This is a genomic window from Embleya sp. NPDC020630 (genome assembly GCF_044334985.1).
Lineage (GTDB): Bacteria > Actinomycetota > Actinomycetes > Streptomycetales > Streptomycetaceae > Embleya.
The window spans coordinates 778,866-799,391 of the sequence record NZ_JBIRUB010000001.1 but is presented as its reverse complement, the minus strand read 5'-3'; the positions used below and the strand labels follow the sequence as shown (position 1 = coordinate 799,391).

The 20,526-nt window shown below is 71.3% G+C and carries 15 protein-coding genes; 8 read left to right on the top strand and 7 right to left on the bottom strand.

The window, feature by feature from the left end; genetic code table 11:
• Positions 1-42: 42 nt before the first annotated feature.
• From ACH4XV_RS03315 to ACH4XV_RS03300, 4 genes are all read right to left on the bottom strand, one after another.
• Positions 43-1,230 (bottom strand): NAD(P)/FAD-dependent oxidoreductase, encoded by a 1,188-nt coding sequence (locus ACH4XV_RS03315; protein ID WP_379997772.1) that lies wholly within the window; start codon positions 1,228-1,230, stop codon positions 43-45.
• Between the two features lie 86 nt (positions 1,231-1,316).
• Complete coding sequence (locus tag ACH4XV_RS03310) at positions 1,317-1,547, bottom strand: acyl carrier protein (protein WP_379997774.1); 231 nt, start codon at positions 1,545-1,547, stop codon at positions 1,317-1,319.
• Between the two features lie 35 nt (positions 1,548-1,582).
• Positions 1,583-3,124, bottom strand: a complete 1,542-nt coding sequence (locus ACH4XV_RS03305; RefSeq protein WP_395786564.1) for an amino acid adenylation domain-containing protein — start codon at positions 3,122-3,124, stop codon at positions 1,583-1,585.
• A 41-nt stretch (positions 3,125-3,165) separates the two neighbouring features.
• The gene (locus tag ACH4XV_RS03300; protein ID WP_379997778.1) at positions 3,166-3,384 is read right to left on the bottom strand and encodes an MbtH family protein; all 219 of its coding nucleotides are present in this window, start codon (positions 3,382-3,384) and stop codon (positions 3,166-3,168) included.
• Positions 3,385-4,015: 631 nt separating this feature from the next.
• Between ACH4XV_RS03300 and ACH4XV_RS03295 the strand changes: the two genes are divergently transcribed.
• From ACH4XV_RS03295 to ACH4XV_RS03265, 7 genes are all read left to right on the top strand, one after another.
• The gene (locus ACH4XV_RS03295) at positions 4,016-4,933 is read left to right on the top strand and encodes a thiamine pyrophosphate-dependent dehydrogenase E1 component subunit alpha (RefSeq protein ID WP_395786563.1); all 918 of its coding nucleotides are present in this window, start codon (positions 4,016-4,018) and stop codon (positions 4,931-4,933) included.
• Entirely contained in the window at positions 4,930-5,928 is a 999-nt protein-coding gene (locus tag ACH4XV_RS03290) for an alpha-ketoacid dehydrogenase subunit beta (protein WP_395786562.1), read from the top strand. Before ACH4XV_RS03295 ends, ACH4XV_RS03290 begins: the two co-directional genes overlap by 4 nt.
• On the top strand, positions 5,925-6,173 hold the full coding sequence (locus ACH4XV_RS03285; RefSeq protein WP_395786561.1) for a biotin/lipoyl-containing protein: 249 nt from the start codon (positions 5,925-5,927) through the stop codon (positions 6,171-6,173). The genes ACH4XV_RS03290 and ACH4XV_RS03285 overlap by 4 nt, the downstream gene beginning before the upstream one ends.
• A gap of 31 nt (positions 6,174-6,204) precedes the next feature.
• Positions 6,205-6,453, top strand: coding sequence for a phosphopantetheine-binding protein (locus ACH4XV_RS03280; RefSeq protein WP_380029914.1), 249 nt, complete (start codon positions 6,205-6,207; stop codon positions 6,451-6,453).
• On the top strand, positions 6,450-7,376 hold the full coding sequence (locus ACH4XV_RS03275; RefSeq protein ID WP_395786560.1) for a ketoacyl-ACP synthase III: 927 nt from the start codon (positions 6,450-6,452) through the stop codon (positions 7,374-7,376). Before ACH4XV_RS03280 ends, ACH4XV_RS03275 begins: the two co-directional genes overlap by 4 nt.
• Positions 7,377-7,458: 82 nt before the next feature.
• Positions 7,459-8,592 carry a zinc-binding alcohol dehydrogenase family protein gene (locus tag ACH4XV_RS03270; RefSeq protein WP_395786559.1) on the top strand — a complete coding sequence of 378 codons (1,134 nt, stop codon included), beginning with the start codon at positions 7,459-7,461 and terminating at the stop codon, positions 8,590-8,592.
• 36 nt (positions 8,593-8,628) lie between these two features.
• Positions 8,629-10,140 carry an FAD-dependent monooxygenase gene (locus tag ACH4XV_RS03265; RefSeq protein ID WP_395786558.1) on the top strand — a complete coding sequence of 504 codons (1,512 nt, stop codon included), beginning with the start codon at positions 8,629-8,631 and terminating at the stop codon, positions 10,138-10,140.
• 111 nt (positions 10,141-10,251) lie between these two features.
• Here the strand turns inward: ACH4XV_RS03265 and ACH4XV_RS03260 are convergent, their stop codons facing one another.
• The 3 genes from ACH4XV_RS03260 to ACH4XV_RS03250 all read right to left on the bottom strand — a co-directional run bounded on the left by ACH4XV_RS03260 (position 10,252) and on the right by ACH4XV_RS03250 (position 18,731).
• Positions 10,252-11,652 (bottom strand): M1 family metallopeptidase, encoded by a 1,401-nt coding sequence (locus tag ACH4XV_RS03260; RefSeq protein WP_395786557.1) that lies wholly within the window; start codon positions 11,650-11,652, stop codon positions 10,252-10,254.
• Positions 11,653-11,985: 333 nt separating this feature from the next.
• Positions 11,986-15,423, bottom strand: a complete 3,438-nt coding sequence (locus tag ACH4XV_RS03255) for an amino acid adenylation domain-containing protein (protein ID WP_395786556.1) — start codon at positions 15,421-15,423, stop codon at positions 11,986-11,988.
• Positions 15,424-16,184: 761 nt separating this feature from the next.
• On the bottom strand, positions 16,185-18,731 hold the full coding sequence (locus ACH4XV_RS03250; RefSeq protein ID WP_395786555.1) for a BTAD domain-containing putative transcriptional regulator: 2,547 nt from the start codon (positions 18,729-18,731) through the stop codon (positions 16,185-16,187).
• Positions 18,732-19,284: 553 nt separating this feature from the next.
• On the opposite strand from ACH4XV_RS03250, the gene ACH4XV_RS03245 reads away from it, so the two are divergent.
• Positions 19,285-20,412 (top strand): saccharopine dehydrogenase family protein, encoded by a 1,128-nt coding sequence (locus ACH4XV_RS03245; RefSeq protein ID WP_395786554.1) that lies wholly within the window; start codon positions 19,285-19,287, stop codon positions 20,410-20,412.
• Positions 20,413-20,526 lie beyond the last annotated feature (114 nt).

The following is a 20,526-nucleotide window of genomic DNA, read 5'->3' as shown; positions in this document are numbered from 1 at the left end:
GTGTCTCCCAATCGGCAGAACTACACAGAGGCAATCCGCCACTCAGTTCTGATCGAGCACCGTCAAGAGGTCGGCGTTGTAGAAGTCGTCGAGGGAGCACGCACCCGAGACCGTGGAGAAGTAGCGGTCGATCAGGTCCTGGTGGCCGACGAGTTTGCGCAACATCTCCGTGCGCCCCTCGGGCTTGAGCTCGGCCACGTTGAGCACGCCCTGGTAGAGGTTGAGGAAGTTGTTGTTCAGGTCGTTCTCGTAACGCCGCAACGCCCGCTTGAGCACCGCGTCGTCGTGCAGGCCGTCACCGATGTGGTCGACGAGCGTCTGGGCCTGGATGAAGGCGTCGGTGATCCCGCGGGCGGTGATCGAGTCCTTGTGGTGCACCGCGTCGCCCAGCAGGACCCACCCGGGCCCGTAGGCCTTGCGGAAGTAGTTCTCCTGGTGCCCCGTGCCGTACATCTGCTCCACGCGCTTGCCCGCCGCCATCCGCTCGAACAGCACGGGGTTGGTGGTACGGACGGCCTCCAGGTAGGCGGGCTCCACCGCGGTACGGACGGTGGGGAACTCGTCCTGCGGGAAGTAGGTCATGATCAGCGTGAGGTCGTCGTTGGTCGGGATCGCGGCGATCCAGCGCCCCGGCCGCTCGAACAGCTCGAAGCTCGACGGCACATCGGCCCAGTAGCTGTAGTAGACGCAGGTCGCCCGCGGGTGCTCGACGACGTTCTGCGCGCCGACCTTGCGGGCCACCAGCGAACGCATGCCGTCCGCGCCGATCACCAGCCGGGCCCGGTCCGTTGCCTCCGTGCCCTCCGGCGTGGTGTACCGCACCCCGACCACCCGATCGTCTTCGAAGATCAGGTCGGTGACCGCGCAGGACTCCCGGAAGTCCACACCCGACGCCACCGCTCCGCGCGCCAGGATCGGGTCGAGCACGAACCGCCTGGGCGCGTAGGTCGTGCGGTAGCCGTCGACCGGCAGCGAGAAGCCGTCCAGTCGCACCCCGGGCCCGTCGTAGCTCTCGTGGTTGATCGGTGGGCAACCCGCGGCGCGGAGATCGTCGAGCAGCCCCCAGCGACCGAGCAGCGCCACTCCCGGCTGGTGGATGTAATGCGAGGACAGCGTGTCCAGGGGGAATCGTGCCTTCTCCAGGAGCAGGACTCGATATCCTTGACGCGCGAACAACATGGCCGCTGGCGAACCCGCGCAACGGGCACCGATGACAATGACGTCGTACATGGTGCCTCTCTCACTTGGTGGTTATCTGGATCCCGAAGCGGCCGCGGCCGGAAAGTCGTCGTGACGGCCGGAACGACCGGTCGACGCTATGAGGTCGTTGCGCCCATGGATTCGATGTACGCGGAAATCGACGACACCGTCGGATTGAGGAACAACTGGTCCATCGGAACCTCGACGTCCAGCTCCTCGATGAACGCACCCTGTATACCGGCCATGATCACGGATTGGCCGCCGAGGGTGAAGAAATTGTCGTCGACGGAAATGTCGTCGCGCCGGAGTTCCCGACGCCAGATGGACAGCACTCTTTCGGCGATCATCACAGGTCCTCTCGGTTTTCATCAAGGTCCGTCGACTACGCCGGGGTGCCGCTGTCGGCGAAGTTGCTCCGGAACTCCCGGACCAGCGCCGGCCGATCCACCTTCCCGTGCGGACTCAGCGGAATCCGCGCGGTGTTGACGAACCGGGCCGGAACCATGTTTCGCGGCAACGTCGCCAAAAGACCGGCGCGCACGTCGTCCTCGGCGAGGTCGTCGCCGATCGGGACGAGGAACGCGATCAGCTCGGCGTCGCCCGAGTCGGTGTGCGCAACCGCCACGGCGGCCTGCCGGACGCCGGGCAACCGGCCGAGCGCGCGCTCGATGTCGGTGGGGTCGATGCGCATCCCGCGCACCTTGACCTGCGCGTCCATCCGGCCGGCGATAACCAGATCGCCGTTCGAGTCGACGTGGCCGCGGTCGCCCGTGCGGTACACCCGGCGCGGTTCGCCGTCCACCTCGATCGTGGTGAACCGTTCGGATTCGGGCCCGGTGCCGTTGAGGTAGCCCGCGCCGACACTGGTGCCGGCGATCAGGATCTCGCCGTACTCGCCCGCCCCGACACCCCGCATGTGCTCGTCGACGATGTGCAGGTCGGTGTTGTACGCCGGTCTGCCGACGGGTGCGATGTCGTGTTCACCCGGCCGGTAGTCGGCCAGGTCGTAGGACGAGGCGACGTCGGTGCACTCGGCGACCCCGTACTGGTGCAGGAGGGTGCAGGTATTGCCCTCGCGGCGCATCCAGTGCGCGAGCCGCTCCACGTGCAGCGGCTCGCCGCCGAAGATCACGTAGTCCAGCCGGGTCAGCGCGTCGCCCTTGCGCGCCGTCTCCCAGTCCACCAGCAGATACAGCGTGCTGGAGGCGCAGTGCACGACCCGGATCCCGTGTCGGTTCAGCAGCCGATAGGCCATGGCGGCGTCGAAGTTGCGGCTCGCCAACAGGTGTTGGGTCGCGCCGCAGAACAGCGGCATCATCAGGCTGCGTTGCGACAGGTCGAACCCGAACGCGCTGACCACGAGGTTGTCCGACCCGGAGTTCAGGCCGAATTCGAGCATCAGCCAGTTCAACAGGTTGAACCAACCCTCGTGCCGCACCGCGGTCAGCTTCGGCGTGCCGGTGGACCCGGACGTGAAGACCGCGTAGCACACGTCGTCCCCGGTGACCGCGACGTCGGGGGCGGTGCCGGCGAGCCCGGCGAGATAGTCGGCCAGCTCATCGAAGACGACCACCTCGGCGGGCGCCGACTCGACCTGGGCGAACGTCGCCGGGGAGGCCACGATCATGGCGAGATCGGGGACTTGGCCCAGCAGCAGTCGCAGTCGCGCCTCCGGGTAGGCCGGGTCGAGCGGGACGTAGGCCGCGCCCGCCTTCAGCGTGCCGAGGAGGGCGACGAGCAGGTCGATCGAGTAGTCGAGGCACAGGCCGACCTTCGCGCCCCGGCCGTGTCCGCGCGCGAGAAGCAGGCGGGCGAACCGGTTGGCGCGCGCGTCCAGTTCGGCGTACGTCACCTCTCGGTCGGCCCAGCGCACGGCGACGGCGTCCGGGGCGGTTCGCGCGTGCGCCTCGAATTGCCGGTGCACGACGGGATTCGGTGGCAGGGCGACCCGCTTTCCCCGCAGAATCACCGGTCCGCCGCCATGGCCTCCCGCAGGCTCTTCGGGCGCAGGTCGGTCCAGTTCCGCTCGACGTATTCCAGGCATTCGGCCCGGCTCGCCTCGCCGAAGACCACCCGCCAGCCCTCCGGCACGTCGGCGAACACCGGCCACAGGGAGTGCTGTTCCTCGGCGTTGACCAGGACCTGGAAACGGCCGTCCTCGTCGTCGAAGGGGTTCGTACTCATGGGCACCGTCCTTGATCGTCACGTCACAACTGGGAATCGAAGAATGTCGCGACCGAGCCACCCCGGGTGATCACGGGGCAACTCGGTGGGCAATTCGGCCGAGGCGCACACCATTTCACAACCCTCGCCCGCGGCCGGGCGACTCGATATCGCTCGTCGCGGAGCCGGGGCGCGGGTTCGTCGTTCGGCGTCGTCCCGTCGACGGGACACCCGGCATCCGCCGGCCGCACCGCGGTTCCGAGGCCACACCGTAGGACCCGACCGCCCACGTCACAATGGCGACGGGCGCACCGAACAATGGCTGTGGGAGTACCGGCCTCCCGGGCATGCGTCGGACCTGTACCCCACCGAGTTCTGTGCCACCATGACCGGGCATCGGCCCGTGGACGGGTCTGCTCGAATTCGGGTTCTGCCAATCTCCTCCCCGGAGGCGATCGAGAGCGCGCAGTCGATTACGGGTCTGCGCGGTCGGCCCGCCGAGGCCCGATCTCCCGGGCGGGGAAATGCCGGAAAAACCGCACCCCGACCGCCGACGTACGGTTCGCCGTCACCCGGAGGTCCTCGGGATGTTGCGCGCGATACCGCGATACGACGACAGAAAGCTCATCGACGAACCTACGGCTGGTGATCCATGGTCTTGAAGTCGGAATCCGAGTACGGGTACGCGACCGAATTGCACGACGACACACGGCGGTCGTTGTTGCGCCACATGCTCGTGGCGAGAGGTCTCGACGAGGAGGCACATCGGCTCCAGAAGCAGGGCGGGCTGATCCTGTGGGCTTCGGGGCAGGGGCACGAGGCCGCGCAGGTGGGCTCCGCGCTCGCCGTGGGACCGGAGGCGACGGTCTTTCCCACCTACCGCGAGCACGCCATCGCGCTGCTTCGGGGCGTGGCGCCGGACGAGTTGCTGGCGCAATGGGCCGGCCGCACGTTCTGCGGCTGGGATCCGTATCGGTTGCGGTTCTTCCCCTACACGCTGGTCCTGGCCGCGCAGACCCTGCACGGGGTCGGCTATTCGATCGGGCAACGCCTCCAGGGGCGCGAGGACTTCGTCGTCGTGTACGTGGGCGACGGGGCCACCAGCGAGGGCGACATGTCGGAGGCGCTGAACCTGGCCGCCGTGGAGTCGGCGTCCGTGTTGTTCGTGTGCCAGAACAACGGCTGGGCCATCTCGAAGCCGGCCGAGGAGCAGATGCGCACCTCGGTGGCCGAGCGGGCCCGGGGTTTCGGGATCGAGTCGGTCCGGATCTCGGGTCGGGATCCGGAAACCGTGTTCTCGGCCTGCTCGCGGGCCGCCGCCCACATTCGTGGCGAACGCGCGCCCTATCTGGTCGAGATCCAGGTCGGCCGCATCCGCGGCCATACGACCACCGACGCGCAGGAGGTCTACCGCACCCGCGACGACATCGCGCGCAGCGCGGCCGCGGATCCGGTGACCTCGTACGCGGCCCGGCTGAGCGGCCTGGGCGTGGTGGACGCCGCGTGGCTCGAGGGTGTCGAGACCGAGGTACGGGAGATGCGCGAACGGTTGATGAAGGAGTACGCGTGACGAGCACCGTCGAGACGAGCCCCGTGCGGACCCCCACGTTCGCGGAGTCGATCAACGCGACCCTCGCCGACCTGCTCGAACACGAGCCGGCCCTGCTGCTTCTCGGCGAGGACATCGGCCGCCTCGGCGGCGTGTTCCGGGTGACGCGGGGTCTGCGCGATCGCTTCGGCGCGGAGCGGGTACGCGACGCGCTGCTGGCCGAGTCCACCATCGTGGGCCAGGCCGTCGGCATGACGATGAGCGGCCTCGTGCCGATCTGCGAGATCCAGTTCGACGGGTTCACCTATCCCGCGGTCAACCAGCTGGTGACCCAGGCGTCCCGGATCGGCTACCGGTGGAACGGGCAGGTGAGCCCGAGTCTGGTGGTGCGCATCCCGACCGGCGGCGGCTTCCGGGGCGTGGAGCACCACAGCGAGTCCAACGAGGCGCTGTTCGCCCGCTACCCGGGCATCTCGGTGGCGTGCCCGTCCACCGGCGAGGACGCCGACCAGGTGTTGCGCCACGCGGTGACGCTGGGCTCGCCCGTGGTGGTGTACGAGCCGATCCGGCTGTACTGGCGGCGGGACACACCCGTGCGCGACCCCGAGCCGGCGCGGTCGCCGACCGCGGCCCGGATCGTCCGGCGCGGCACGGACCTGACGATCGCCACGTTCGGCGCGATCACCCACGAAGTGCTGGAGGCGGCGCACGACCTCGCCCCCGATGTCGACGTCGAGGTGGTGGACCTGCGCTGGGTGGCCCCGCTCGACATGGACACGGTCCTGGAGTCGGTGACCCGTACCGGCCGGCTGCTGATCGTGCACGAGGGATCGAAGGATGTCGGCATCGGCGCCGAGATCGCCGCGGAGGTGGCCGAGCGCGGCTTCGACACGCTCCGGGGCCCGATCCGCCGGTTGGCCCCCGAACGTCGCATCTATCCCCCGGCGAACTTCGAGAGCGAATACCTGATCGGTGTGCGGGAGATCAAGGACGAGGTACTGGTGATGACGAAGTGAGCGACTCCTCCGAGGACATGCCGGTTCCCGGCTTCGGCCACGGTCTCGGCGAGGCCCTGCTGATCGAGTGGGTCGCCGGTGTCGGTGACCGGGTCGAGCGCGGCGACGTGATCGCGGTCGTGGAGACCGACAAGGCCACTACCGAGATCGAGGCGGAACGCGGCGGACGAATCACGGCCCACGCCGCGACGGTGGGCACGATCCTCAAGTCCGGCGAGGTGCTGTACCGGTTGGCGGCCGAGTAGTTCCCCCCGGGGACGGAGAACGGAGAAGGACATGAGCGACATCGAGAGCCGGATCGCGGACACCATGCTGGCCAAACTGCGCGAGCGCGACCCGGGGTTGGGTCCCGACGACCTCGCCCGGCCGATCGCCGACCTCGACCTCGACTCCCTAGACCTGGTCGAGCTGCACCAGCAGTTGGAGAGCGAGCTCCAGGTCAAGGGCGATCTGAAGGAGACCGCGGGCTTCGCCTTCCTGGACGATTTCACCACCTATTTCGTGAAGTTGGCGAACCGGGGATGAGCGCGGGCATCGTCGACATCGCCACCGCCAAGCCGGGCCGAACGATCGACAACGACCACTTCACGTCGATCGGCCTCACCGACGAGTGGATCCGGCGCCGCAGCGGCATCGCGTCCCGCTCCTGGCTGCCGGACGAGACCTCGTTGGCGGAGGTGGCGGCGGAGGCCTGCGCGCCGATCGTGACCGCGATGGCGGACTCCTCCGAGATCGGCGCCCTGATCGTGGTCAGCACCTCGTCGCCGCAGCGGGTTCCGGGAATCGCGCAGAAGGTGGCGCAACTCGTCGGACTGGGGACCTCGGTGCTCACGTTCGACATGAACGCGGCCTGTTGCGGCTTCGTCTACGGCCTGGTCACCGGCCTCTCGTTGTGCGACGCGGGGTCGGCGCGGTCGGTCCTGCTGTGCTCGGTGGAGGCCATGTCCCGGATGGTGGACCGGACGGACCGGCAGACGGCGTGCATCTTCGCCGACGGCGCCGCGGCCGTACTGCTGGCGGATCGCCCGGAATTCGAGGGATTTCGCCAGGTGGCCGGCTGCGACGGCGCCCAGGAGGCGCTGATGCGCGAACTCGACGGCGGCGGCATCCATCTGGACGGGATGCAGGTGTACGACCGCGCCGTGCGCCGGATGACGGAGTCGGCGCAGTACCTGTTCGACCACGGCCCCGCCCCGACCGTCGTGGTCGGCCACCAGGCGAACGGCCGCATCCTGGAGCAGGTCCGCAACTTCACCACCCATCTCGGCGTGCCGTTCGTGAATCGGATCGAGAACTCCGGGAACACGTCGTCCGCGACGATCCCGCTGGCCTTCGCCGAGGAACTGACGGCCGGATCCCTGCCCACTACGGGCCGACTCGCGGCGGTGGCCTACGGCGCGGGCGAGGCATGGGGCGGGGTGTCGGTGGGCTACCGAGTGGGCCTCTAGAGCTTCGGGACTTCGCGAACACAGTCGATCACAGGAGGTTGTCATCTACTCGCCAGATGCCTGGGTCCTGCGCTCCGGTGCGATGACCGGTGCGCACGACGGCAGTCCCGGGAGCGCGTTGCAACGCGATCGGTTCGCCTTCGGCCCGCTGGAGGAGGGTGAGGCGCTGGTGGAGCCGATCCTCTGCTCCTGGGAGGCCAACATGGACCACGCCCTGACCCGTTCACCGATCGACGTGTGCAGCAGTCGTGGTGAGGACGCGGTGGTCCTGGGCAACCTGGGCGTGGTGCGCGTGCTCGACGTGAACGCCGCCGGCCGGGACGTGCGGGTCCGCGAAGGGGACCTGTGCCTGCTCATGCCGTTCGGGAAGCTCGACCGCTTCGGCTACGCCGAACTGGCCTACGCCTACGACTGCCCGCACACCATCGGCCTGCTGGCCAAGCGGACGAAGATGGACGCCCGGCTGCTGCTGCCCATCCCGGACGGCACGGCCTACTCGCTGCCGCAGTGGACCACGTACGGGCGGTACTTCACCGCATGGGACAACTGGCAGAAGGCGTACGGGTGTTGGCGCACCCAGGTGGCCGACGACGACCCCGCGAACCATCTGGTCTTCGGCTGGGGCGGCGGCGTGGCCTTCGCCGAACTGATGCTGGCCAAGCGTGCCGGGTTCCGGGTGGCGATGACGGCGGGCTCGGACGACCGGATCGCCTTCCTGCGCGAGAACGGCATCACCCCGGTGGATCGCCGCCGGTTCCCCGCCCTCTCGCTGCCCACCCGCGCGGAACGCACGGACCGCGAGCGGCACCAGCGACGGCGCACGTCGGTTCGGGAGTTCCTGGAGCTGGTGAACGAACTCAGCGACGGCCACGGGGTCGCGATCTTCGTGGACAACATCGGCGAGCCCCTCTACGACGTCACCCTGACCGCGCTGGCCCGCGAGGGGGTCGTCACCACGTGCGGCTGGAAGGCGGGGATGCGCCTGTCGCATCTGCGTGGCGCGGAGAGCATCGCCCGGCACCTCCTCATCAATACGCACGTCTGGCGCCTTCCGGACTCGCCGGGCATCCGTGACTTCCAGGAGGCCGAGGGCTGGATCGCGCCGAAGGGGTCCGACGTGATCTACGACTTCGACCGGGTACCGGAGTTGGCCGACGACTACGCGAACGCCCGGATCGGGTCGTACTTCCCGATGTACCGCGTGAACCCGCTCTGACCGGTTGGAGACGCAGTGATATCAGGGGGAGACGACGTGGCACACACCGGCATGGACGCGGACGTGGTGATCGCGGGCGCCGGGCCGACGGGCTTGATGCTCGCCTGCGAACTGCGGCTGGCGGGCGTCGACGTGGCGGTGGTCGAGCGGCGCGCGGACCGCACGGGCGAGGCGCGCGCCGGCGGGATGCACTCCCGCACCCTGGAGGTGCTGGACCAGCGCGGGGTGCTGGACCGGTTCCTGGCGCTCGGCGAACTCCAGTCGGTGGGCCACTTCTCCGGTATCTGGCTGGACTTCGACGAGTCCGAGTCCCGGCATCCCCTCCCGCTGATGATCACGCAGTCCACCATCGAGCGGCTGCTGGAGGAGTGGGCGGCCGAACTCGGCGTGCGGGTACGGCGATCGGCCGCGGTGACCGGGCTGTGTCAGGACGAGTCCGGGGTGACCGTCGAGTTGGGTACCGACGAGCCGTCGACGCTGCGCGCCCGCTGGCTGGTGGGCTGCGACGGCGGGCGCAGCACGGTGCGCAAGCTGGCCGGCATCGACTTCCCCGGCACGCCGGCCACCATGACCGCGCTGATCGGCGACGTCGAACTCCCCGATCTGGACGAGGAGTACATCTGGGCACGGCGTCGCCCCGACGGCGAGTTCTCGGTGATCGGCTTCGAGCCTGGCTGGTACCGGGTGATCACGTCCGCGTACGACCGGGTCGCGGATCGCGACGAACCGGCGACGTTCGAGCAGCTCCGGGACTCGCTGATCACGCTCGCGGGCACCGACTACGGCATGCGCAACCCCCGGTGGATCTCCCGGTTCGGCGACGCCGCGCGGCAGGCGGCCCGCTATCGGGTCGGCCGGGTGCTGCTCGCGGGAGACGCGGCGCACATCCACTTCCCGGCCGGCGGGCAGGGACTGAACGTGGGTGTACAGGACGCGGTCAACCTCGGCTGGAAGCTCGCCTCGGTGGTGCTCGGCCGGGCGCCGGAGCAGCTGTTGGACACCTACCACGACGAACGCCACCCGGTCGCGGAGCGGGTGCTGCACAACACCCGGGCGCAGTCGGCCCTGACCCGCCCGGGGCCGCAAACGGACGCGCTGCGCGACGTGTTCGGGTCGCTCATCGTGTTCGACGACGTCAACCGGCATCTGTGCGCCATGCTCACGGCGCTGGACATCCGGTACCCGATCGACGGGGACCACGCGCTGGTGGGCCGGCGGGTCCCCGACGCCGATCTCAAGACGTCCGAGGGCCTCGGCCGGATCCACGAGTTGTTGCACGCCGCCCGCCCGGTCCTGCTCGATCTGCGGGGCAACGCGGAGGTGGCGGAGGTGGTCCGGGACTGGTCGGACCGGGTCGATCTGGTCGAGGCCCGGAGCCAGGACGAGTACTGGCCCGTCCCGCCCGGCAGCGAGGTCGCCGCCCCGGCCGCATTGCTGATCCGCCCCGACGGCCACGTCGCCTGGGGGGCCGACCCGGACGCCGACCCGGACTTCCGGGCCCTGCGCCAGGCCCTCGCCACCTGGTTCGGCCCACCGCGCCAACCCTGACGCCCCACCCCCGATTCGAGCCCGCGTGGGGGCGGGCCCCGAGAGCCCCGGGTCGGATGTCGAATTCCACCCGGGGCTCTCGGGGCATGTTCGGTCGTGTCGTCGATCGTGTTATGGGGTGGCAGGCTTGCCTCGGCCGTACAGCCATGTCGCGAACATGGCGTCCAGGTTCTTGCCGGAGATGTGCTTGCTCAGTGCGATGAACGCGGCCGAGTCGGCGTGTCCGTAGCGGTGTTCGCTCGCCCAGGCCCGGAGGATGGCGAAGAAGTCCCGGTCGCCCACGGTCTGGCGCAACTTCTCCAACACCATCGCACCGCGCGCGTAGGGCGGCTTGCCGAAGATGTGCCCGCCGTCGCCAGGGTCGCCGGCCGGGAAGGACCACAGCGCGTCGGTCTCCGGCAGCGCGTAGTCGGTGGCGAACTTCTGCGCCGTGCTCGGGCCGCCGTGCTCGGCGTCCCACAGCCATTCGGCGTAGGTGGCGAAACCCTCGTTCAGCCAGATGTCCTGCCACTTCGTCAGCGTCACCGAGTCACCGAACCACTGGTGCGCCGTCTCGTGCACCAGCGTGTCCAGCCGCGGCGCCCGGTCGTAGATCGGCCGGGTCTGGGTCTCCAGGGCGTAGCCGACGTCGGGCGCGTCCTGGACGATCGAGCCTGCGGCGTCGAACGGGTATCGGCCGAAAAGCCTGCTTTCGAACTCGATCACGGCGGGCAGTTGGTCGAGTACCGGCTTGGCCGCCGCGGCCTGGCTCGGGGCGACCGCGTTGTATACGGGCAGCCCGCTCCGAGTGGTGTACTGCTCGGTCTGGAACCGGCCGATGCTCGCCGTCGCGAGGTAGGCGGCCATCGGCTGCGACTCGCGCCACGCGAACGTGGTCTTGCCGTCGCGGCTGCGCCGGTCGCGCAACCGGCCGTTGGACACCGCGGTCCAGCCGTCGGGGACGGTGACCTCGACGTCGTAGGTGGACTTGTCGCTCGGGTGGCTGTTGCTGGGGAACCACGTCATCGCGCCCTGGGGTTCACTGGCCACGAAGACGGAGTCGTCGGGTTGGATGATCCAGCCGTCGGGGGAGCCGTCCGGGTCGTACACATGCGCCGGTACACCCGAGTAGGTGACGACCACGTGGAACCTGCGGCCCTTGTCCAGCGCCCGGGACGGGGTGACCGTGAGTTCGTTGCCCGCGCGGCTGAAGGCGACCCTTCGGCCGTCGATCCGGACACTGTCCACGGTCAGTCCGGACAGGTCGAGGTTGAACGAACTGAGCTTTTGGGTGGCGGTGACCGTGAGGTCGGCGGTGGCCACGAGGTTCTTGGTGGTGGGTGTGTAGTCCAGGTCGAGGCCGTAGTGGACGACGTGGATTCCACCGTTCCCGGAGTTCGGGAAGTACGGGTCGCCCGCCCCGGGAGCACCGGGCGTGGCAGCGCCCCCCTGCGTTCCGGCACCCACCAGGAGGGCGGCGAGCACGGGAGTGGCGACGAGGGCGAGGAGGGGACGGGCGATCTTCGATGCCAAGGTGATGGCCTCCTGTGTCGTGGCTGGGTGCCGCCTCGGCTGTACAACACCGCGGCGGCGGGTCCGACGTGGCGCACGATCGACTCACCGCGACGCGCGTGGAACGGTATAAACCGCCCGGCGCGCCGCGGCGGCCATCACTCTACGGTCGAACCCCCGGGCGATAAACAGGTTGCGCGTGGTCATCCGGATGACGCGGGGGCATCACCGGGTCGGCGCACCGACCGGGGATCGCCCGAGGTCACCGCGGGCGCACCACCGACCACCCGGCGTGTGCACCGGTGCACGGACGCGGATACGCGGAGGTGCCGATACACCGGGGCCGCAAGCGGCCTACCACTTACCGTCGTTGGTCACCAGGACCTGCGCGGCCGGGTGGTTCGCGTGTCGCGACACCGGCGCCGTCGGACGCGCGGCCGCCTCCAGCGCGGCGCGGTCGACCTTGCCCTCGGCGTCGATCGGGATCCGGTCCAGCGGAACGAGCGTGGGCAGCATGTACTCCGGCAACTCCAGCCGCAGCCGCTCGCCCAGCGCCGCCACGTCCAGCGCCGGCACACCCAGGGCCGCGCCGCCGTTGCCCGCGCCGATCACAGCCGGGACGGGAGCCGGGGTGACACACGCGACGATCTCGGTGCCGTTGTCCGTGGGCCGGCCGAACACCACCGTGTCGGCCACCGCCGGCTGGCGCCGTACCACCGCCTCCACCTCCCCCAGTTCCACCCGCACGCCCTTGGCCTTGACCTGGTGGTCCCGGCGTCCGAGGAACTGGAAGGACCCGCAGGGCAGTTGCCGCACCCGGTCGCCGGTGCGGTACAGCCGGCGCCCGCCGCGCGGGTCGAACGGGTCCGGTACGAACGCGGCGGCGGTGGCCGCGGGGGCGTTCAGGTAGCCGTGCGCCAAGCCCTCGCCGCCGACGTACAGTTCGCCCTCCTCGCCGGCCGCGACCGGAAGCCCGTTCGGGTCCAGCGCGTACGCCGTACCGTCGCCGAACGGCCTGCCGATGGGCACCACGCCGGCCCGGAGGTTGTCCGGCGTGATGTCGTGGGTGGTGCTGAACGTGGTGTTCTCGGTGGGCCCGTACCCGTTCACCACCCTGCCCGGCGACCGGCCGCCCGCGAACAACTTCTCCAGGCGGCGCGGATCGTGCGGCTCGCCGCCCGCCAGCAACACCCGCAGCCGGCCGAGCGCGTCGGGTGCGACGTCGATCACCTGGTTGAGCAGCGTGGTGGTGAGCCACAACACGGTGATCCGCTGCTCGGCGAGGAAGGCCCGCAGCCGGGTCGGCGAGAGCACCACGTCGGCGTCCTCGATCACCAGCGTGGCGCCGCCGGACAGCGCGCCCCAGATCTCGAACGTCGACGCGTCGAACGCCGGGTTGCACAGCTGCGCGACCCGGTCCTCGACGCCGATCCGCAGATACTCGGCGTGCGGGACCAGTCGGCTGATCGCCCGGTGCGGCACCATCACCGCCTTGGGCGTACCGGTGGATCCGGACGTGGACATCACGTAGGCGATGTCGTCACCGTGCACGCGCGGCGGCGTCGCCGAGGGCGCCGCCCGCGCCCCGGATCGGCGCCGCTCGGCGAGCAGTTCCAGGCACAACACCGGTACCAGGTCGGCCACGAGCGCCGCGGTGGTCTCGTCGGCGACCAGGGCCGCCTGGGCGGTGGCCCGGACGATGCTGCGGGTGCGGGCGGTCGGCTGGCGTACGTCCACCGGCAGGTAGGCGCATCCCGCGTGCAGCACGCCCAGGCACGCGATGACCAGGTCGGCGCCGCGACCGATCGGGACGGCCACCACCGCGCCCCGACGCAGCCCGGCGGCCCGCAGTCCGGCGGCCACCTCGGCGGCCTGCTCGTCCAACTCGCGGTAGGTCAGCTCACGTTCGCGGTGCCGCAGGGCGATCGCGTCCGGGCGTTCCCGCGCGTGTCGGCGCACGAGTTCGTGCACCGGCACATACTCCGCGTCCTCGACGATCGGGCTCGCCATGCGTCGGGCCTCGACGAACCCGGCGGCCGGGCCGAAGGTTTCTCCACGCGGGGCCTTGCCGGCCTCGACGTCGGGCCCGAGCCCGATCGCGTCCACGGCCCGCGGCGGCACCGCCTCGATCCGGGCGGCCCGCTCCCCCATCGTGCGCCGCCGCGCGGTGCGCTTCGGCAACACCCCTGCCGGGAGGGGAAGTTCCACGTCCGGGTCGGCGAAGGCGGCCTCGATCGCGGTCATCATCCGGGCATGCAGGTCGGCCGCTGCCTGCTCGCTGAACAGGCCGGTCCGGTATTCCAGTTCGGCGATCGTACGATCGCCCCGCCGGGTCAGCGCCCACAGCAGTTCGTACTTCGTGGCGCCGGTCGGCATCGACGTGCGGCCGGCCCACGAGCGGCCCAGTCGCAGTCCCCGCTCCGAGGCGTCGAGGTAGGTGAGTCCGACCTGGGCCAGCGGGGCGCGCGACCGCTCGCCGGGCGCCGGCGGCAGCGCCGCGACGATGCGTCGGAAGGGTACGTGCCGCCGGGCCAGCGCCTCGGCGACCACCCGGCGGACCCGCCGGGCCAGGGCACGGGCGGTCAGGCCCGGGGTCAGGGTCAGCCGCAGCGGCAGGGTGTCCACGAACGTGCCTACCTCGTCCCGCTGTTCGGGCCCCCGGGTGGACACCGGTACGGCCACCACGAGGTCGCGCTCGCCGGTCACCGCGGCGAGGCCGACGAGGTAGCCGGCCACCCAGGTCATGAACGGGCTCAGCCGCTCGCCGGCGGCCACCGCGTGCAGCGCGGCGCTCGCTCCGGCCGGGACCACCATGCGGTGCGCGCCGCCCGCGACGTCGAGTGTCCCGGGCCGGGGCAGGTCGTGCGGCAGCGCGATGGCGCGCGGGCACCCGGCCAGGGTCGCCCGCCAGGAGGCGAGCGCGGCGGCCGGGTCGGCGACGAGCGGGGCCGGGGGCAGGCCGAGCGGGTTGGGCCGGGCGACCGGGTCCGGCGTCGCTCCCGCGTACCGGCGCTGCAACTCGCCTTCGAGCAGCGCCAGCGAGGCGGTGTCGCAGACGAGGTGGTGTGCGGTGAGCAGGAGTTCGGCGCCGACCTGGCCCCGGTCCACCACCAGGGCGCGCAGCAGGGGTGGGTGGGCGAGGTCGAAGGGGGTCCGGATCTCGTCGTCCAGCAGGGTGCGTACCACCGTGTCGGGCACGCCTTGGGCATCCACCCAGCGCACCGGCACCGACACCCCGGACACCTCGAAGGCCCGTCCCGGCGCGGCGAATCCGCGTTGCAGCGCGGCGTATCGTCCGGCCACCTCATCCAGCGCGGCGATCAGCCGGGGCACGTTCGGCGAGCGGGCGAACCGGTAGTGGGCGTCGATGTGGTGGACCGGCGTTCCCGGGTGCCGCTGCTCGGCCACCCACAGGTGCTCCTCGGCCGGGGTGAGTTCGCGGAACTCGTCCTGTCCCGGGGCCACGTGTCCGTCGCCGAGCGCCGCGAGAAGCCGGCCGAACTCCGGGTGGTCGTAGAGGATGTCGAGCGCCAGATCCTCGGAGCCGGTCAGCTCCCGCAGCGCGATCGCGGTCTCCACGGCCGCGACCGAGTCGCCCCCCTCGGCGAAGAAGTCCGCGTCGTCTCGAACCGGAACCCCGGCCTCCGCACCCGCGTCGGCACCGCACCCGAGCGCGCCCAGCCAGGCCCCGGCCACCGCCGTCCGCCAACCGGCCGCGATACCACCGTCACGACCGCCGGCCCCGCCCGCGGCGGACCCGATCCGCCCGTCGGCCGCACCCGCCCCGTTCATCGTCCACGACCCCTCTCGTTCCCCCGCAACGCCTTCGAAATTTCCCGCCCTTGCCCGGAGTCGCGGTCCATCGTGACGCCCTTCCCATCGGTGCGATACCTCGGCGGAAGCCCCGTGGCGATGTGTTCGTCGGCAAACGTTCGCACCGTAAGGACGCGAATACGAGGGCGTCAAGGATAGGAAACGGAGAATGCACCGATAGGAAAAGGAAAGGCGGCCCGCATATCGTGCGTGTCGAGGGGGGAGCGCCCGCTCGCACCGTGACGCCGATATGCGGGCGTGGCAACGTGATCGGCGAGGCGGGTAGGGCGAACCCGGTCCGGGGAGACGTTCCCGGACGGACCGGGTCCGAGGCGGCGTCCTCGGATCCACGACACGTGCGGAAGTGGGAGCGTGTCCGCGGCCGGAACCGGCTTCGGACCCGAATGCACGTGTCGAACCGGGAGCGTTCCGGGGTCACCGCGCGTCCCGAGGGGAGGGCGGGACGTGGCGAGGGTGGGGGCCGGAAGCGCACCGGCAGGGGTGGGCGGCCGGACCCGTGTCGTCGTCCGGACCGGCGTACGGCGGGCTCGGCCAGGGTTCGCGCGTACGACCGGACGACGGCCGGGCCCGGCCGCCCGCTCGGAACAAGGCACCTGCCGGGAATGATCCGCCTGCTCCCCACGAGCCGCCCGTTCCGCACAAGCCGCCTGCTCCGCGCGATCCGCCTGCTCCGCGCGATCCGCCCGCTCCGCGCGATCCGCCCGCTCCGGCCGGGCCGCCTACTCCGCACGCACCGTCGCAGCACCGGATCCGCCCGACGGGCAACCCTCCGCGCGCAGCGCACGCACCTGCGGGATCACCGCCCGGACCCACGCGCCCTCATCGCCCACCGGCCCGGCCCCGGACCCGAACGCGCCCGACTCCAGGCCCGGTTCGCTCCGCTCCCCGACCGGCGACGACGGCGCGGATCCGGCCCGCGGCCGCGGCATGTTCGCCGCGAGCGCGCGGGCGGCCACTGCGAGCACGCCCGCCTGCCGCTCCTCGCCGCGCCCGTACCCGGTATCGGCCGGGTCGAGCAACGTGCGCAACTCCCCTGCGTGTTCCCCGGCCCCGACATCTGCCTCCGCCAGGCGCACGTGGGCCCGTAGCGCGCGCGTCGACGCGTCGGGCGTCGACGCGGCCTCGACGAACTCGTCGCCGAACCCCACCACCGCGTGCCCGGCGTCCGGGTGGGTCCGCGCCTCGGACAGGGTGACCGTGCTCATCGCGAGTCCGCGCGCGTGCTCCAGGAACCCGGCGGCGGCGGCCTGTCGGATGGCCGCCAGGATCCACGGGCGCTCCTGCGCGTACCAGGCGAGCGGATCGGCCAGCAGCCGCTCGACCAGTTCGGCGGAGAAGACCCGCTGCCGCCCGCCCGCGTACGGTCCGCTCGACGCTGCCCCGCGCTGTCGCCGCCGGGCCTCGCCGAGCAGGAACAGCAGTACGCCAAGGGTGCGTTCCAGCGCCGCGCGGCGGACCCCGGGCGGTTCGTCGGCGGCCAGCCGCTCCCGGGCGAAGGTGTACACCAGCTCGGGGAATCGGTAGCGGGCCACGCCGGTACCGGCGTTCACCTCGACGTCGAGGAGATAGCACTCGGCCAGTTCCTCCAGCGGGTCCTGCGCCCGCAGCGGGTCGGTGCCGAGCAGCGGCGCGCCGACCCACGAGGCGAAACCGGGGGCCTGGAGCAGGGCGAGCAGCCGAAAAAGCCGCCGGGCCTCGGGAGTCAGGCCCTCGTAGGTGGGCGCGATGCTTCCCCGCACGCTCACCTCGCCGTAGCACAACTCATCCAGTCGCCGGGAGCCGTTGCCGAGCCGGGCGACCAGGTCCGACACGCTCCAGTGCGGCCGGGCCGCCAGTCGGGTGGCCACGATCCGCAGCGCCAGCGGCAGGTGTTCGCACGCGGCGCACAGCGCGGCCGCCGCGTCCGGCTCGGCGGCGATCCGGTGCCGGCCCGCGATCCGGGCGAGCAGTTCGACCGAGCCGTCCGGGTCGAAGGCGGGCACCTCCAGCCGATCGGCGGCGGGCAGGCCGGTGAAGCGGCGCCGGGAGGTGACCAGGACCCGGCACTGCGGGGTGCCGGGCAGCAGCGGCAGGACCTGGCTCTCCACGGTGGCGTCGTCCAGGACCACCAGCACCCGGCGGCCGGCGAGCAGGTCGCGATAGGTCTCGGCGCGCTCCTCCAGGCCGTCCGGGATGGCCGATCCGCTCAGGCCCAGCGCGCGCAGGAAGCGGCCGAGCACGTCGTGGGGGTCCACCGGGCCGTCCGCCGAGGTCAGGTGCGCGAAGAGTTGGCCGTCGGGGAAGTCCGGGGCCAGTCGGTGTGCGGCGTGCACGGTCAAGGTGGTCTTGCCCACGCCGCAGCGTCCGGTGACCACGGTGATCGGTACCGCCGTGCCGAGCCCTGCGGTGTCGCGCGGCCGGGTCAACTCCCGGGCGAGGTCCGCCCGTCCGGTGAAGTCGGCGAAGTCGGCGGGCAGCAGGCGCGGTACCCGGGTCGGTGCGATCACGACCGGTTCGATCATCGCCGGCGCGGTGGGTCGCACCAGATCCGGGTCGCCGCTCAGGATGGCGCGGTGCAGGCGGCGCAGGTCCTCGCCCGGCTCGATGCCCAGTTCCTCGATCAGGATCTCCCGGGCCTTGCGGTATTCCTCCAGCGCCTCGGCCTGCCGGCCGGCCCGGTACAGCGCGGTCATCAGCAGCACCCGCAGCCGCTCGCGCAGCGGATGCGCGGCGACCAGGGCGAGCAGTTCGCCGGCGGGCCCGTGCGGCGCGCCGGTGGCCAACTCCAGTTCCAGGCACTCCTCGTGCACCACCAGGCGGCGTTCGTCCAGGTGCGCGACGCCGTGCCGGACCAGTCGGCTGTCGATCCCGGCCAGCGCCGGTCCGTGCCACAGGTCGAGCGCGGCTCGGAACTCGCGGATCGCACGCTCCGGTTGCCGCTCGGCCGCGGCGCGGCGGCCGGCGGCCACCCCGGACTCGAAGGCGTGCAGGTCGAGTTGCCCGTCGGCCACGCGTAGTCGATAGCCGGGCGATCGGGTGGTGATCAGCCCGGGTAACGCGGCGGCCGGAAGCTGGCGGCGCAGCGAGGAGATGCAGATCTGGATCTGCCCTCGGCTGGTGGTCGGCGGCGCCTTGTCCCAGACGCCGTCCACGAGCCGGTCGGTGGGCACGATGTGGTTGGCCTCGAGGAGGAGCAGGGCCAGCACGGTGCGCTGGCGGGTGCCCTTGATGTCCACCGGTGCGCCGCCGTGGACCGATTCGAGCGGGCCGAGAATCCGGAATTCCATGGAACCCTCCAGTCAAGCGCGGTGGTGTCGCGACGGTCTCGGGGTGTCTCGCGGAGAGTCGAGCCGTCGCTCGGACGGATGTGTCTCCACGCGCGTAGCCCCCCGCGCGCGCTCCTCCCGCTGCCGCTCGGGTCGGCCCGGGTGTGACGACCCGTCCTTCGGTCGCCCGTGCCGGGCGGACGACGCGACGGGCGGATCGCGGGTACCTGGAGACGACATTGACACAACGGAAATTCGTCGGTCAATGACTCCGTGGCACGATTCGCTCGCCGTCCGCAATCACGGAACCGCCCATATCACTTGATAATCGGCACAGTCGGTCGGCCCGTATATCAGCGCCGGGAAAACCCGGGCCGGCCGGCGAAGTCTCGGAGCGGCCGGCGCACTCCAGCGACCCGGGCCGACGCCCTCGACCCCCGCGCTCGCCGCGTCCGGAATTGCACGGACCATGTCGTTCCCGACACTGGCAGCGCCCTCGGCGGGCGCAGAGGATGTGTACATGCTTCTCCCGGCCGGGTGTTCCGGTCGGGCCTCGATTCCGGAAAGCGAAATCATGAACGCCATCGCCACGAATACGCCGACCGCCGACGCCGCTCTCCGGGAAAGTGCGGTCGTGGTTTATGGGGCCTATGGACACACCGCGCGTTTCGTGGTCGCCGAATTGCACCGCCGGGGTCGGACGGTGATTCTCTCCGGTCGGAACGAGAAAAAGCTCCGGGAACTCGGCGAGCGGTATCCGAACGCGAGGATCCGGGTCGCCGACGTCGCCGATCCAGCCGCGCTGGACCGGGCGTTCGCGGGCGCCGCCGCCGTGATCAACTGCGCTGGACCGTTCTCGGAGACCACCCTTCCGGTGGCCGACGCGGCCATCCGCGCGGGAGTGCACTATCTCGACGTGGCGGCCGAACAGGCCGCCACCGCCGCGCTGTTCGACACCCGGGGCGAGCAGGCCCGGGCCGCCGGGCTGGTGTTGGCACCGTCGTTCGCCTTCTATGGCGCGCTGGGCGACCTGTTGGCCACCGTCGCGATGGGCGAGCGGTCGGAGGCGGACGAGATCACCATCGCCTTCGGCCTGGACAGCTGGCTGCCCACCGAGGGCAGCCGACTCACCGGTCGGACCAACGCGGGACGGCACCTCGGGTTCACCGGCGGCCGGCTGCACCCCTTCTCGTACTCGCAGGAGCAGTCCGAGTGGCGCTTCCCCGCGCCGATGGGCGCCCTGGCGGTCACCGAGTTCGCCACCGCCGACCAGGTCACCATCCCCCGTCACCTGCGCACCCCGGAGGTGCGCGCGGTGATGAACCTGGCCCCGCTGCGGGACGTCAACGACGCGAGAACGCCCAATCCCTCCCCGTCCCCCGCCGACCCCCTCGGCCGCTCCGCGCAGACCTTCCTCGTCGAGGTGGTCGTGCGCACCGGCGAGGGGGAACACCGCGCAGTGGCCGGAGGCCACGACATCTACGCGGTCACCGCGCCCCTCGTGGTCGAGGCCGCCGAACGGCTCCTGACCGGACGGCACACCACGACCGGCGTCCTGGCCGCGGGCGAGGCCTTCGACGCGGCCGACTTCCTGCGCGCGCTCACCCCGGACCACCTGAGCCGCCTCGAACTCCCGGGCGGGGACGCCGAACGGCACACCCAGGACGCCGACCGCCCGACCACGATCGCCGCCGCCCACTGACCGGGGCCCGGCCGGGCCCGGGCACCGTCGCATCGGGCCCGGCCGCCGGACGTTCTCCGGAGGTTCATCCGCGGGCCGGCTTCGTCCTCACCGCGCGTCGTCTGTCGGCGATTG

Excerpts from the sequence above, each read along its gene's own strand:
- ACH4XV_RS03315 (WP_379997772.1), bottom strand. The coding sequence starts at position 1,230 with ATGTACGACGTCATTGTCATCGGTGCCCGTTGCGCGGGTTCGCCAGCG.
- ACH4XV_RS03310 (WP_379997774.1), bottom strand. The coding sequence starts at position 1,547 with ATGATCGCCGAAAGAGTGCTGTCCATCTGGCGTCGGGAACTCCGGCGC.
- ACH4XV_RS03300 (WP_379997778.1), bottom strand. The coding sequence starts at position 3,384 with ATGAGTACGAACCCCTTCGACGACGAGGACGGCCGTTTCCAGGTCCTG.
- ACH4XV_RS03295 (WP_395786563.1), top strand. The coding sequence starts at position 4,016 with ATGGTCTTGAAGTCGGAATCCGAGTACGGGTACGCGACCGAATTGCAC.
- ACH4XV_RS03280 (WP_380029914.1), top strand. The coding sequence starts at position 6,205 with ATGAGCGACATCGAGAGCCGGATCGCGGACACCATGCTGGCCAAACTG.
- ACH4XV_RS03275 (WP_395786560.1), top strand. The coding sequence starts at position 6,450 with ATGAGCGCGGGCATCGTCGACATCGCCACCGCCAAGCCGGGCCGAACG.
- ACH4XV_RS03270 (WP_395786559.1), top strand. The coding sequence starts at position 7,459 with ATGACCGGTGCGCACGACGGCAGTCCCGGGAGCGCGTTGCAACGCGAT.
- ACH4XV_RS03255 (WP_395786556.1), bottom strand. The coding sequence starts at position 15,423 with ATGAACGGGGCGGGTGCGGCCGACGGGCGGATCGGGTCCGCCGCGGGC.
- ACH4XV_RS03250 (WP_395786555.1), bottom strand. The coding sequence starts at position 18,731 with ATGGAATTCCGGATTCTCGGCCCGCTCGAATCGGTCCACGGCGGCGCA.
- ACH4XV_RS03245 (WP_395786554.1), top strand. The coding sequence starts at position 19,285 with ATGAACGCCATCGCCACGAATACGCCGACCGCCGACGCCGCTCTCCGG.